Consider the following 14100-nt stretch of genomic DNA (forward strand, 5'->3'; position numbering starts at 1 on the left):
TAGGAATATTGCACAGCTGAGGGATCCAACTTAATTACTTAGTAAGCGCTATATCGTATTTCAGTTCTTGGAATCCGATAACAACCCGCTCATCATCGGATTTGATCGTGGCGTTCCAGCGGATAGCCTGCGGCTCATTTGGATCAGCATCGAAGGATATCGTCCTGTCCTGATGGCGCGCATCCTCTAGTGCATCTTGTATCAATTTTTGAATATTATCAGGCAAGCCACTATCAATCAAAGATTTTTTTAATTTTTCAGAAGAAGTTTTTCGATACAGAGTAATCCATATTCCGTCTGATTTTTTACTAAACCAAGCTACTATTTTATTCTTAGCACTGCGCGTGCGTGATTCAATATAACTAGCCAGCTTATTCTTAATATCAGCAAGATCATCTAATCCCTTCTGCATATCCGCCTCCTCTGCAGTTAGTACAAGCGCACCAGATCCCGACGGCGTATCACTTTCAACCGGACTCTCTTTTTCTTGGGACACCTCAGGTATCACATTAGGCTGGCTATCAACAGACGGCATAGTACCCATCGCTTGCTGTGACGTTTCAGGGATCTTTGCAGATGCATTAGAAAGAAGTATGGATAGTTTAGGATCTTTTTCGACATCACCCAAAAATGGTAGCTTAATCCAGATATTCCCACTATTTTCTTTCGCAATGGTTACAGGAAAGTTATCTACATACAATGTATTTAAATGCACCGGCCGTGAGCTAATACGTTTCAGATCGCCCTGTATAAGTTGTTCAAGCTTTTCTCTCCTGTCTTTTATAGAAATTGTTTTTTGTGGTTTATCATTAATAGTATAAGCAAGCTGATCATTACCTTGATACTTAAAGTCTATTGTACCAAATATTGCATTTTCACGAACCAACGATGCTCCCACCGTAAGTTGATTTGCAACACTTAACACGCTAAAATAAATTTTTGCCTTCTCTATCTCAACATCGATTGCCATTTGTCTTAACACCGACTTTGACCACCAAATATACCCCAAGCCTCCGGCTGCTAAGACAGCTGCGCATGCTGCAATTTTTGGATTATCTGCAACTTTACACGCAAAAGCCTGCGCTCCTTTGCCCGCAACCTGACCTACATACTGACCAGCTGCTCGAAATTTTTCATAAGAAAAATAACCAGCTTTTAGCGAATACTCCTGCGCGAGTATCAAACTTGCCAATAAGATCAAAAATCGAGAGTGTATATTTTTATTCATAACAAACCTGTTATATTATTTTATTTCTATTATTATTTATAATATAACAAATTACACGCTCAATAAACAAGAAAAAGCATAAGTACTTATGCTTTTTTAAGAAGCTCGTCTTTATAAAAAATATATAGACCACAGAAGGTGATTGATAAAGCGGTGAAGAAATAAGGGGATAGCGGTTCACCAATAACCAATGGGCCATACAGGTGAACAAATAATGGCACAGATAAGCCCACCAAAGAAACAAATGTCGCTGTATAATTTTTTAAAAATGTTGCATACATGCCATAGGCAATAACGTTACCAACAATAACGGTATAAGCGAATAATGCCGTAAATTTTGGCGTAAAACACAGAGTACTCAAACTGTCGCTTTCTATAAAAAAGGCTGCAAGCAAAGCATAACAACCGCCAAATAACATCATCAGGCCATTGAGTTCCGAAGGCATATAGCGCTCATTTTTTAACATTTTTTGAGCTAAAAGCCATCCATATCTACTGATTGCTATGGCAATAATCGCTGCAAGCTCTGGGTATGAAATAACGCACCAGGCACTGATGGTTGAGGTACAAGAAGTTGCCATGAGGAGGACAACTGTTCCGGTAAAAGCCATGCCCATGCCTAATAATTTATTTCTAGTTAATGTTTCTCCAAGTAAAAAATAAGCGTATAAAGCAGTAATGACAGGGTCTAAACTTCCTAAAAAAGCAGCCTTTGATGAAATCAAATATTTAAGAGCATATGCCTTGAGAATTGACGGAATAAACGTCGTATACAACGCGCATATTGCGACTTCCAGAATATCGATTTTCATATGTCCCGGCCGCAGTCGCGGCGATGTTCTAAAATGATATACAACCAGAAACAGACCGGCACATGTCATACGTAAGGCAACAAAAAATGTTGGCGATATAGTTGCAAGAAGAAGCTTGTTTGCCGTAATGCCACTTGCAAGAAGGGCAAAACCAATAAAAATTTCTATCATATACTACCAGGATGTTGCGGCAAAAACAGGCAATAATTTTTTATAAATATCCTGCAAGTCAAGCGATATTGGCTTTGCGTGAGCTAACGCTGGCAAAAAGCTCGTGTCCCCTATCCATCGCGGCAAAACATGCGCATGAATATGTTCAGGAATACTCCCACCAGCAGCCTTACCGCCTAAATTAAACCCAATATTTGTTCCTTCGGTATGCACATGCTCATTAAGCAGAGTGACGCTATGACTTATAATTTCCATCATTTCAGCGCGTGCCTCCTGAACCAATAAGCTTAAATTATCACAGTGATTATAGGGAACAATTAATAAGTGTCCGGGATTATACGGATATATATTTAAAAAAATAGCGTTATATGCGCATCGCTTAAGAATAAAATTTTTTGCATCGGTATGTTCTTCCAACTGCGCACAAAACGCACAGCTATTATTTGATAGATCATGCATATTGTCAGCAATATATGTTCCACGCCATGGAGCATAAAGATTTTTCATGCTTTTTTTCTTTGAACTTGTTGTATAAAAATAAACCACCAGAATGTCACGCTTATAATAATAATAAGGGGTTCTACCGGCAGACGCAAGCGTGCGTAGCCAAAACCGCCCGATTGCATAACAACGGACCCTATAATAATACCGGATACAAGCCACATGTAACAATATTTTTGTATAGACACCCAATAAGTGCTATCACTCCACAAAGGCTTTAATAAAAATAAATATACGCCCCATGCTATACCAAGCCATGTGAGCAATACCCACAACGCTTCCAGCCAGGCAATCATGCGTAACGGCAACGGCAAATAACTAGCCCATAAACACGCCGCCCATTTTTCTGGTAAATATTCTACAAGCGGGTCCCATTTAAAATGATTATTTACCAGCGCAACCAACTGATAAGAATAGAGGTCGAATGTCGTTTTACACACTTCAATAATCCAATCGTATATACATAAAAATGGGTGTTCACGTATAATTGGCCAAGCGGTTGAAAGACACACTAGCTCACCACACATATAATATGGGCTATTATTGCGCTGAAGCACGTACAACTCTTGCCGTTGGGCTTGGGCGGCTGCCTGCGTTAATGCTGTATGAGCATTTTTAAGAGAAATATTGGTTGTTCTGGCAATAATTTTTGGCGCGTTAAAAACATTAAGATACAGACCTATCAACGGACAAAAAAATACTTTCCCCGTTAAGTGATAATTACGAACAAACCATGGCATAAGTAATATAAAAAAAAGTGTTATAAATATAGTAATTTTTTGTAATTTTTTAGACCAAGTGTCTTGCGTTGTAAATAATAACAAGCTTACAGCGCAAGCAACAAACTGTCCCATAGGACGCAACCATGTATACACAGCAAGCCACCCCGCAGCAGCACAAAGCCATGCCAAAGATTTTGTATTATTGGTATACGCATAAAAAAAACTTATTAAAAATAATGTAAAAAATAGTAATCCAAGTGCATCAGTTAATAAAAAAGTGGAAGCTACTACAAAGCCAACGTGAATGACAGAGATACACATGACAAGCCAAGCAACGGGCAACAAACTGGTTATAGTAATGGCAAGCCAAAAAATAAGTATGGGCAAAAAAGAACAAAGTGTAATTTGCAACCACAATGCAGCACAATGCGTCGCCCTGTGTTCTTCAAACGGAGCAGTGATAGGCAATTTATTATATCTATAAAAAGGCGCTAAAAATAATGGATAACCCGGGGTGCGCCAAAATATTGGTTGCTTATTGTCTGGCCGGAACATGCCATACCCATGCGCAATGCACAGCGCACTAATATGATAGTCGACACTATCTGGTTGGCAATAACGCTCCTCGTGTTGTATATAACCCCAAAAGAGCGCCGCCCTGATGCAAAAAGCTATGAGTGCGACTGCGGCATACTCTTGCCATCTTGGATATCTACTGAATATTTTTACCATAGTGCTTTTTATAGTATTTATGATTAACAATTGATTATCTTAACAAAGACTATATGTAAAATTATAAAAAACGTATACGTTTAAAAAAATACTGGAGAATACATTATGTTAATCAAAGTTATAATGAATAGTCTCATTATTACAACGCTTACATCATGCACTATAAGTAAAACAGCTCAATTTACAGAAACTGATTTTTCTTCTCTTAATTCAATTCTACTTATTGTTAATTATAATCACCCTCATTATGGATCAGTAGAATTTATAAAAAACCTGTATAAAAGAGCTTTTCCTCATATTGTTTTTTATGGAGAGCGAAGAATTAGAAGTAAGAATGTAAGAGTTATTCCAACAAATCAGGGATATTATGCTCAGCGAGTTCTTGCCGATGCAATTCAAAACTATCCTGGATATGATGGATACTTAATGCTTCAGGATGACTGTCTTCTTAATTTTTGGAATCTTCTACGTTTTGATAAAAATAAATTATGGATAAATACATTTGGCACCGAAGATTTGCACACTCAAACAACATCATGGTGGTGGAATCAAATGTCAGCACGATATCAAAAAACAAATGCCCAAGCAACTATGGATGGAATACAGGCCCTACCAGATACATTTAAAGAACAAATTACTGCTAATATTGGCAAAGATATGGGCGCAGGCGGGGCGACTGATTTTATATATATTCCCCAAAAATATGCGCACGATTATTGCAGCATATGGAAACACTTTAATGATATTTTTGTAGAAATAGCGCTTCCTACTATATTTTTATGCATGGATGATATACAAAACCTAGAAATAACTCAATCTGCCTGGGGTTCATCGGAATTGAATAACGCCTTAGACTGGATTCATCCCGTTAAATTTTCGAGCAAAGATAATAGGGATAGAGTTTTGAGAGAATTTGTGACACTTGGGGCACTAGCATGAAACGCCGCATACTTTTTTGCATATGCCTTGTTATTATGGTGTATCAAAAAATGCAATCTCAACATAATAAGTGGATAGTAATTACAACAATTCAAAAGCCAACTCCAGCACTAAAAAAAATAGCCCAAAAGTGCCCAGAATGGCAACTGCTGGTAGTTGGAGATGAAAAAACACCAGATGATTGGCATCTTGATGATCATTGTATTTACTTAAGCCCATCTGATCAAAAAAAATTACCTTACTCTCTGTGTAAATTATTACCGTTTAATCACTACGCACGAAAAAATATAGGTTATTTATATGCAATTGCACATGGCGCCCAGATTATTTATGAAACAGATGACGATAATTATATCATTGATACTATTAAAATTTTTAGAAATAACGATAATATAGCACTGCTTTCAAGTAAAAATTTTGTTATTAATGTATATCATTATTTTGGACAAGAAAAAGCATGGCCACGAGGATATCCTCTGGCGCACATTAAAAATAGCGATAATTATTACATAGAACCATTCAAAAACAATGGTAAAATTATTATCGAACAGGGATTGGTTGATAAAGACCCTGATTTAGACGCGTTATTTCGCTTAACTTATCATCAAGAACTTTTTTTCAATGAAGCACAGCGGCCGTGCGTTTTAGCAGATAATATCTTTTCTCCTTTTAATACACAAAATACATTATTTCATTATGAAGCATTTTATGGATTGTACATACCAGCATATGTTCCATTTCGTACTTGTGACATATGGCGTGGTTACATAACACAACGTCTTATGCAAGAAACAGGTCACAAAATTTGCTTTACTCCTCCAACCGCAATTCAAGAAAGAAATGTTCATAATTACATGCAAGATTTTGAAGAGGAGATTGATCTCTATCTCAAATCTCACCTTCTCTTGCAACTACTCAATGACTGGAAAGCCCCAGGTAAAAATATTTTAGACAATATGAAAGATCTATATTCATACTTAATTCAGAATAATTTTTTTGAAAAACAAGAAGAGCCTTTAATTTCTGCGTGGATAGATGATATTACATGTGCTCTTGCTGCACAAAATGCTATTTAGGAGTCTTTTATGAAAAAAATAATAATTTTTACTTGTTTATGCATAGTCGCAACAATACATTCAAACTATCTTTCTGAGAGTCTTATTGCGCTGTCAAATCATCTTGAACAATTTGCTACTTCTTTTTTTAAAACTGAAGCGCCAAAGCCTAAAAAACTTGTCCCGCGAAAAGACTTTTTTAAAGACATTATGGGCATTGATGAAAAAAAATTCGAGCAATTTTTTGATAAAAACGTAGATGTAGAGGAACAGAAAAAAGTACATATTTCTTATAAAGAATATAATAATCATGAAGTTACGCTATTACACAGCGCTGATGGCAAACAGACATTCCAAGCGGGTTATTTTGAAGAACTTTCTATTGGAAAACTACGTGAACAAGTTGCAAAAATTACAAAAACTTCTGATGGCAAATTAAATGCTATTATTGCGTATAATCCCTTTGGCAAAGACTACGCACGCTACGTTGATGTGGGCGCGATGCAAGCAGAACCTGATTATAAGGACGCAATTTTCCAAGTTGCATCAAATTTTAGCACGTTAGAACCAACATCAAAAACTCATCTACCTGAAGCTGGAATAACGGGTTATATAAGTGATAAAACACAAGGACCATTTGCAGCAATTTCTGCTGCACCAGGCCTTATTCAACGCATGTATTATGCTTTTTATAACACTGAGATAGCTTCATTTTTGTGGCGACAAACACGAGATCATCAAATTGCGTTATTGGATGATACTAATATACCCGTTACAAATGGTTACGTTGTTATTGATCCAACTTACCTTGGCAACCTGACAAAAAATGCTGATGTAAAAAAATATTTCTCAGATACACTGGCAAAAATAAAAGTTGGATTCCAAGGAGAAGTGCAAGTAACTTTTGGAGAAGTTACAGGCGACAAGCACGTACTTTTAGAAAGAAATGATCAAATCATTAATCAGGTCTATACCGCGGCGATTGATTTTGGCGGTGAAAATTATAAATATAGAGACAATGCGCTAATTCAAGACTTAGCAAAAACTATATTAAAAGCGGCGTATGAAGGGACGATCTTAGCTGCAATTGCCAAGCGTAAGCAAAAAGTTGTATTAACGCTCATTGGCGGCGGTGTTTTTAAAAATCCGCTTGAATGGATTGCAGGCGCAATTGAACATGTTACGCCGCTTATAAAAGATTATGGGCTAAATGTTACGGTAATCGTGTATAATGCCGCGAATAACAGCGAAATGCCGGAATTCTTGAGTGCATTAAAAACATTAATCGACCAAACGGGCGGCACAATAACAACACATGGAGAGCCAAAATATCAGGTGCTTGTGTGATAAATTTGTAATTAAGAGAAGAGGGTAGTTAATGAAAAAAATAATACTGCTCATTGCGCTATCGAGCGTTATGACCGCACAAGCTGGCTATTTTGATAGTTTTAAAACATCTTTCTACAACGCCATACAAAAAATTACTGGTTACTTTAACGACAAGGCTTCCGGCGCCAAAAAACGCATGGCAACTATTTATTACGCGTGGTTCAAAAAAACAAACCCCACTACGCAGCAGCAAGTACACGAAGAAACAAAACAATCAGAAGTAGCAAAACCCATAGAACTACCAGCAACTCATCTACTACCTGTGACAGAGACCGCATCAACAAAAGCAGAAGAAGTGCTGCCGCAAGAAGTACAACAAGGGCCTGAGGTATCAGTTGAAAGATCTAAATTCTTCGAAGAGATTATGGGCATTAAAGAAAGTGACTTTAAGTCTTTTTTAACAAATGCAACTCAAGAAGATGCAAAACAATATATTATTCCTGCTGGAACAGACAAAATTCTACGCCTAAAGGGCGCTGACGGCAAAATATTTCGGGCGGGTTATTTTGAAGAAATTTCTATCAAAACTCTGCGCACACAAGTAGCAGGCATAACACCAAGTGGAGCCAAAGGGAAACTGAATATTATTGCCGTGTATGATGATCAAATGGAAAACCATGGACACGAGGTTGATGTTGGGGCCTTACAGGCTCTTCCTCAATACAAGGGAGCTGTTTTTCAAGTTGCATCAAACTTTAGCGGCCTAGAACCAAAGATATACACACAAAAACCAGAATTGGGGATAGAAACGTACATAGGAGACAAAACACAAGGCCCATTTGCGGCAATTTCTGCGGCGCCCGGGCTTATCCAACGCATGTATTATGCTTTTTATGATGTCAATACAAAACCATCTGAATGGCGGCAAACAACAGAAAGACAGATACAATTATTGAAAGACACCGATATTCCCGTTACAAATGGTTATATTAAAATTAATGATACGTATTTTGATAAGCTCACCTCTAAATTAGAAGATGCTTTCAAAGACTATCTCAAAGAAACATTAGAAAAAATAAAAGTTGGATTCCAAGGAGAAGTGCAAGTAACTTTTGGGGCAGTCACCGAAGAACGCAAAGACGAAGAAATTATAGAAAAACATGTACGGCTCAATAGAGCTGATCAAATTATTAATCAAGTTTATACCGCTGCAATAGATTTTAACATTACCAATACAAAATATTCTGGCAAAACTAAAATAAACGAATTAGCAAAAACCATTGTAAAGGGAGCTTATGAGGGCACTATTTTATCTGCAATTGCAAAGGGTAAAAAACAAGTCGTATTGACACTTATTGGTACTGGATCATTTGGGAATCCTCTTATTTGGATTACCGAAGCAATTAACGCTATTATGCCTGATATAGAAAAGCACGGGCTAGAGGTTACCGTAATAGTGTATAAAGCAAGAAAAGATACTCAAACCAAAAAGTTTATAACAGCCATGACAGATATTGCTAATGCAACCGGGGGATCTGTAAAAATATTTTAATAAACTATTATTTCTTAAGATTGTGCGGTTGGCTGAAAAATAGTTGGCCGCATTCTAGCAATACTATTGCGCAGAGAAGGCCGCTGGCAAAAGAACACGCAAAGCTTGTCATAATACCACATGAGCTCAACGTGTGTCCAAAAATAAGATAAGCGCACGTTGTTGCAATGCCGACAGGAATAATATACCAAGCCATAGTTTTGATATGTTCAAGATGATGCGCGCCGGTACTTGCAGCGGACATAATAGGGTTGTCAGCAATAAATGAAAGGTGCGTTCCCATAATGCAGCCAGACAGCGTTGCACCAATTATAGGTAAAAGTAATGGAACGGCATCCAATGGTGTTGCAATCGGCAATACCAAAAGCGCTTGCAACATGGGGATAATAATAGGCAGCATCAACGATATTGTTGCCCATGCAGACCCAATAAGCGACGCGATACACGCAGCAGCAATAAAACACACCGCCGGGAACACGGGAACAGTAACAAAAAGGCCAAGAAAATGCGCTATATAATCACCAGTATGCAAATCTTGCTTAAGCAAAGACCCCAGTGTCCATGCATGAATAAGCATGATAATTGATGGCAACATCAGCCACATACCATCATATAAAGATACAAAAAGCGTCTGGCGCGTTAACTGTTTTTTGTATAAAAAATAACAAGAACTTATAACAACAGATACAAGTCCGGCAACCAATAATGATTGATGAATGACGCCATGTTTTAATGCGGTAACAAAATCATGCACGCCGCCAAAAAAACTATACCCACCGGTTAATAATAACATGATAAATATGGTGCTTATTAACGTAAGCAGCGGTAGAAAAAAACCAACCAATGAACCGGTAATTTCTGGAAAATCCTCATGAGGAATCACGTGTGTATGTTTTTCATAATACGCCATGGGCCCAAATGATATTCGACGGATCACAATGTACCATGTAGAAAGAATCAATAATAATGCATAAAAAATAAAGGGAATGGTGTGAATAAAAACATAAAATGGATCTGCAATAATAATCGCGGTCGAACTCTCTGGAGAAACGCCAGATTGCTTAAGCTGCAAAATAATTTCACCAACCCAGCTAGAAACAGGAGATATAATAGTAATAGGGCTTGCCATAGCAGTTACCAAAAAAGCCAATTTTACGGGACTTAATTTATATAACGCCGCAATTGGACGCATAACAGATCCAACAGTTAAGGCAGAAAAATAATCGTCTATAAAAAAAAACAAAGACATGACTAATGAAGCAACCTCTGCCGAACGCCGAGTATGTACAAATTTTTTTATAAATGTACCGTATGCCATAGCTGCTCCTGTACGCTCTAACATAACGATGATAGCCCCTAATGAACATAAAAAAAGAAAGATGGCAATATTCCAATTATTGAAGAACGTATACACAGAATCTATCTGAGATATTCCCGCGCTTACAAAAAACCGCTGTATAATGAGCTGTGCTGTTTGATACATATTCCCATGGGTTGCAATAAGCGCGGCCCAGACAATACCAAGAATAAACGAGAATATCATGCGTCTTGTTATAAAAACAGCTGCAATAACAAGAAGCGGAGGGGTAATGACAATAAAAGAATTATTCATAAAACTATGGAGAATTTCAAGATTTTAAATAATAAAATAAATTTAAAAGTAACATTGCACCATTATCCTGTCAAATATTTAATGACTTTAATGATTCTAATGCACAAGCTTTAACATCTTTATTAATAGTCTGTTGGGCTGCAAGCTGCAAATAATCATGTGCCGCTTTATAATCGATAGGCATGCCCTGACCATTTTTATACATTTCCCCTAAGCGCCAGCGGGCCGCCGCCTGAACGTAGGAATCAACAGTATTATTTGCAACCTGATCGAACAAAATTTTTGCTTTTTTATAATCTTGAGCAACTCCAAGCCCAATGAAATAAAGCTCTGCCAATCTCCAGCGGGCCTTTGCTTGTGTAATAGGCGCATTAAGATCTTGAGCTGATTCAAAATACGCATGTGCCTTACGATAATCACGCTGCGTCCCACGGCCAAGCGACCGCATTCTTCCTAAGCGGTACAAGGCTTCTGCTTTTAATTTTTGATTATCACTTTGTTCGACAACTTCCTCATAAAGATTATAAGCAAGATGTCTTTTTAATTCACAATACGGCATATCATCATAGCTTTTTGCTTCATAAAATTTTTTTTCTATTTCGGTCAATTTCTTTTCAACAACCATGGCATGATTATGCACATGCAATACGATAATACACAGAAAAAGATACTTCATACATTCCCCTATAATGGTTACAAATACCCAATAATTATTATAGAAGATACGCATGATACTTGCATAGTTTTACTTATGTGATATGTTCCCCAGTATGATACATAGAGGGAAAGCCGATGGAAAACAAATCTCATTCTTATGGCATATTATTAGCGGGTGGCGGTGGTTATAGACTATGGCCTCTCAGCAGAAAAAATAATCCAAAATACTTTTTACCCCTCAACAACCAGACATCTTTACTAGAAGCTACATTACAAAGAATGGCTCTACTTATTGATAAAGACAAGCAAGTTATTGTTACCACAAAAGATCAAGTAGCAAACATTAAAAAATATCTGCCCATATCTTTACACAGCATATTACACCAAGATTTTATAGAACCAAGAGCACGCAACACGGCAGCCGCAGTATTACTGGCAACACTACGCATATATACAACAGATCCCGATGCGCTGTTATTTTTTGCACCCGTAGATCATGACATTCCGGATGAACAATTATTTTGCGAGCATATGCACAAAGCGCTCAATTATGCTGCTGAACATAATACACTTGTCTTGCTTGGGATAACGCCAAGTTATCCCGCTACCGGTTATGGTTATATTCAAAAAGAAGATGCTACCACGTACACCACTACAGCATACGCCGTCAAAAAATTTTATGAAAAGCCTCTCTATGCTGACGCATGTTTATATATAAATCAGGGCATGCTATGGAATAGCGGTATTTTCTGCGCACCAGCTGCAGTTATTATAGAGCACTACAAAAACTATGCACAGGATATGCTCTGCGCAATGCAAGACTATATACTGACAAATGATCCTGAAAAATACTATACGTTGCAGTCCATTTCTTTTGATCATCTTATTTTAGAAAAATGCCCGGCATATGTTATTCCAGCTCAATGTGCATGGTCAGACATGGGTACATTTGCAACATTATTAGATCATACCCATTATCAACAACCTGCTATTACAATCGATGGAGACAATAATAAAGCGTTCGCACCTGGCAAATTAGTAACTTTTTTAGGTGTTGAAAATATATGGGTTATAGAAACTCATGACGCAATCTTGGTTATGAAAAATTCTGATACTGAAAATGTTAAAAAAATAGCGAGCAAGCTTACTGAATGTGGTTATGAACAATATGTCTAAAAAAGCTCTGATAACAGGAATAACAGGACAAGATGGGGCATACCTATCGGAGTTTTTGCTACATAAAGGGTATGAAGTACATGGCATCAAGCGCAGATCATCTTCATTTAATACTGCGCGCATAGATCATCTATTTCAGGATAGACACGAAACAGGCCAGCAGCGATTTTTTTTACATTATGGCGATGTTACCGATACCAGTTCTATTATTCGGCTTATTAATGAAATTCAACCGGACGAAATTTATAATTTGGCAGCGCAAAGCCATGTTGCCGTTTCTTTTGAAACGCCGGAGTATACGGCAAACTCTGACGCCTTAGGCGTTTTAAGAATTTTGGAAGCCATTCGCATACTTGGATTAACTCAAAAAACAAAATTTTATCAGGCATCAACGAGTGAACTGTATGGTAACGTTCAAGAAGTTCCTCAAAAAGAAACAACTCCTTTTTACCCACGCTCTCCTTACGCCGTTGCAAAATTATATGCTTATTGGATAACAATAAATTATCGTGAAGCTTATAATGTTTTTGCCTGCAACGGCATTTTATTTAATCATGAATCTCCGTTGCGCGGCGAAACTTTTGTTACACGTAAAATAACTCGCGCCGTCGCGCGTATCGCGCATGACCTACAGCAGACGTTATATTTGGGCAATCTTGATGCGTATCGTGATTGGGGCTATGCGGGGGATTATGTGGAAGCCATGTGGCTTATGATGCAGCAAGAAAAGCCCGATGATTTTGTTATTGCAACAGGCACGATGCATTCTGTGCGTGAATTTGTAGAATGTGCTTTTAAAGAGATTGGTAGAACTATTGTATGGCGTGGAACGGGAATTAATGAACAAGGCTTTGACTCTCAAACTGGTCAAACTTTGATCGCCATTGATCAAAAATATTTTAGACCTACTGAAGTTGAATTGCTCATCGGTGACGCTTCTAAAGCGCATAGCATACTAAAATGGAAGCCCAGAGTGGGCTTCCATGAACTTGTTACCATGATGGTCAAAAGTGATTGCGAAAAACTTAAGCATTCTTGTTAACTTCTTCTCTCGCTTTTACTTCTGCCGCATGACGAGCCTTGTATAGATTATGTATTAATCGTATCGCATCAAGGCCTTCTTCGGGGCTTAGATGTAAATTCTGTGCTAAATTTTCACTCACGAATAGCGTCTGAACAAAATCACGATATTTTGCGCAATAGGCTTCGATCATCGAGTTGTTATCATTATGCTGTGCACAAAAAATAGCCGTGCTCATAAGTTGACATGCAGTATCCGTATCTTTATCGCCGGTTACAACCGCGCCCATTGCAGTCGCTAATAAAAAAAAGTATTTTATTTTTAACATAATTAATTATAACTATTTTATTAAAATATTATTACTAATAAACCATCAAAATAGTACATTTTTTGTCAAATTTTGTTCATTACCTAAAAAACGATTTAACATTTATTTCTAACCTGTAAAACCTTTATTATATCGTCTCAGAGCTCACAATAAATATTTTTTTCACGAAAATGCCGATTATTACGAGTTATACAAGATTATGCTTGCTATTTTATTAAGCAAGTATTACACTTTTTCGAGTTTGCATAATTTTATATTTTATTTA

The 14100-nt window shown here is 37.3% G+C and carries 13 protein-coding genes; 6 read left to right on the forward strand and 7 right to left on the reverse strand.

Annotated elements, in window-relative coordinates; genetic code table 11:
* Positions 1–34: 34 nt before the first annotated feature.
* From WC707_05000 to WC707_05015, 4 genes are all read right to left on the reverse strand, one after another.
* The gene (locus tag WC707_05000) at positions 35–1228 is read right to left on the reverse strand and encodes a hypothetical protein (protein ID MFA6066507.1); all 1194 of its coding nucleotides are present in this window, start codon (positions 1226–1228) and stop codon (positions 35–37) included.
* An 86-nt stretch (positions 1229–1314) separates the two neighbouring features.
* Entirely contained in the window at positions 1315–2211 is an 897-nt protein-coding gene (locus WC707_05005; GenBank protein MFA6066508.1) for a DMT family transporter, read from the reverse strand.
* 3 nt (positions 2212–2214) lie between these two features.
* Positions 2215–2718 carry an HIT domain-containing protein gene (locus tag WC707_05010; GenBank protein ID MFA6066509.1) on the reverse strand — a complete coding sequence of 168 codons (504 nt, stop codon included), beginning with the start codon at positions 2716–2718 and terminating at the stop codon, positions 2215–2217.
* Complete coding sequence (locus WC707_05015; GenBank protein MFA6066510.1) at positions 2715–4166, reverse strand: hypothetical protein; 1452 nt, start codon at positions 4164–4166, stop codon at positions 2715–2717. The genes WC707_05010 and WC707_05015 overlap by 4 nt, the downstream gene beginning before the upstream one ends.
* A gap of 105 nt (positions 4167–4271) precedes the next feature.
* Between WC707_05015 and WC707_05020 the strand changes: the two genes are divergently transcribed.
* The 4 genes from WC707_05020 to WC707_05035 are packed head-to-tail and all read left to right on the forward strand — an operon-like array spanning position 4272 to position 9041.
* Entirely contained in the window at positions 4272–5105 is an 834-nt protein-coding gene (locus WC707_05020) for a hypothetical protein (GenBank protein MFA6066511.1), read from the forward strand.
* The gene (locus tag WC707_05025; GenBank protein MFA6066512.1) at positions 5102–6181 is read left to right on the forward strand and encodes an STELLO glycosyltransferase family protein; all 1080 of its coding nucleotides are present in this window, start codon (positions 5102–5104) and stop codon (positions 6179–6181) included. Before WC707_05020 ends, WC707_05025 begins: the two co-directional genes overlap by 4 nt.
* 9 nt (positions 6182–6190) lie before the next feature.
* Positions 6191–7507 carry a hypothetical protein gene (locus tag WC707_05030; GenBank protein ID MFA6066513.1) on the forward strand — a complete coding sequence of 439 codons (1317 nt, stop codon included), beginning with the start codon at positions 6191–6193 and terminating at the stop codon, positions 7505–7507.
* Between the two features lie 31 nt (positions 7508–7538).
* On the forward strand, positions 7539–9041 hold the full coding sequence (locus tag WC707_05035) for a hypothetical protein (protein ID MFA6066514.1): 1503 nt from the start codon (positions 7539–7541) through the stop codon (positions 9039–9041).
* Positions 9042–9048: 7 nt separating this feature from the next.
* Here the strand turns inward: WC707_05035 and WC707_05040 are convergent, their stop codons facing one another.
* Together WC707_05040 and WC707_05045 are read right to left on the reverse strand one after the other, a co-directional pair.
* The gene (locus WC707_05040) at positions 9049–10653 is read right to left on the reverse strand and encodes a Na+/H+ antiporter NhaC family protein (GenBank protein MFA6066515.1); all 1605 of its coding nucleotides are present in this window, start codon (positions 10651–10653) and stop codon (positions 9049–9051) included.
* Between the two features lie 70 nt (positions 10654–10723).
* Positions 10724–11329 (reverse strand): tetratricopeptide repeat protein, encoded by a 606-nt coding sequence (locus WC707_05045; GenBank protein MFA6066516.1) that lies wholly within the window; start codon positions 11327–11329, stop codon positions 10724–10726.
* A gap of 116 nt (positions 11330–11445) precedes the next feature.
* Between WC707_05045 and WC707_05050 the strand changes: the two genes are divergently transcribed.
* Positions 11446–12486 (forward strand): sugar phosphate nucleotidyltransferase, encoded by a 1041-nt coding sequence (locus WC707_05050; protein ID MFA6066517.1) that lies wholly within the window; start codon positions 11446–11448, stop codon positions 12484–12486.
* A complete protein-coding gene (gene gmd, locus WC707_05055; GenBank protein MFA6066518.1) occupies positions 12470–13528 on the forward strand; it encodes a GDP-mannose 4,6-dehydratase in 1059 nt (352 codons plus the stop codon). Before WC707_05050 ends, gmd begins: the two co-directional genes overlap by 17 nt.
* Here the strand turns inward: gmd and WC707_05060 are convergent.
* Positions 13512–13835: a hypothetical protein gene (locus tag WC707_05060; GenBank protein ID MFA6066519.1), complete on the reverse strand. Its 324-nt coding sequence runs from the start codon at positions 13833–13835 to the stop codon at positions 13512–13514. The genes gmd and WC707_05060 overlap by 17 nt on opposite strands.
* Positions 13836–14100: the final 265 nt, after the last annotated feature.

The sequence above is a fragment of the Candidatus Babeliaceae bacterium genome (genome assembly GCA_041660765.1).
Classification (GTDB): Bacteria; Babelota; Babeliae; order Babelales; family Babelaceae; genus JBAZVR01.

Excerpts from the sequence above, each read along its gene's own strand:
- WC707_05025 (MFA6066512.1), top strand. The coding sequence starts at position 5,102 with ATGAAACGCCGCATACTTTTTTGCATATGCCTTGTTATTATGGTGTAT.
- WC707_05005 (MFA6066508.1), bottom strand. The coding sequence starts at position 2,211 with ATGATAGAAATTTTTATTGGTTTTGCCCTTCTTGCAAGTGGCATTACG.
- WC707_05060 (MFA6066519.1), bottom strand. The coding sequence starts at position 13,835 with ATGTTAAAAATAAAATACTTTTTTTTATTAGCGACTGCAATGGGCGCG.
- gmd (MFA6066518.1), top strand. The coding sequence starts at position 12,470 with ATGAACAATATGTCTAAAAAAGCTCTGATAACAGGAATAACAGGACAA.
- WC707_05035 (MFA6066514.1), top strand. The coding sequence starts at position 7,539 with ATGAAAAAAATAATACTGCTCATTGCGCTATCGAGCGTTATGACCGCA.
- WC707_05045 (MFA6066516.1), bottom strand. The coding sequence starts at position 11,329 with ATGAAGTATCTTTTTCTGTGTATTATCGTATTGCATGTGCATAATCAT.
- WC707_05020 (MFA6066511.1), top strand. The coding sequence starts at position 4,272 with ATGTTAATCAAAGTTATAATGAATAGTCTCATTATTACAACGCTTACA.
- WC707_05050 (MFA6066517.1), top strand. The coding sequence starts at position 11,446 with ATGGAAAACAAATCTCATTCTTATGGCATATTATTAGCGGGTGGCGGT.
- WC707_05030 (MFA6066513.1), top strand. The coding sequence starts at position 6,191 with ATGAAAAAAATAATAATTTTTACTTGTTTATGCATAGTCGCAACAATA.
- WC707_05015 (MFA6066510.1), bottom strand. The coding sequence starts at position 4,166 with ATGGTAAAAATATTCAGTAGATATCCAAGATGGCAAGAGTATGCCGCA.
- WC707_05040 (MFA6066515.1), bottom strand. The coding sequence starts at position 10,653 with ATGAATAATTCTTTTATTGTCATTACCCCTCCGCTTCTTGTTATTGCA.
- WC707_05000 (MFA6066507.1), bottom strand. The coding sequence starts at position 1,228 with ATGAATAAAAATATACACTCTCGATTTTTGATCTTATTGGCAAGTTTG.
- WC707_05010 (MFA6066509.1), bottom strand. The coding sequence starts at position 2,718 with ATGAAAAATCTTTATGCTCCATGGCGTGGAACATATATTGCTGACAAT.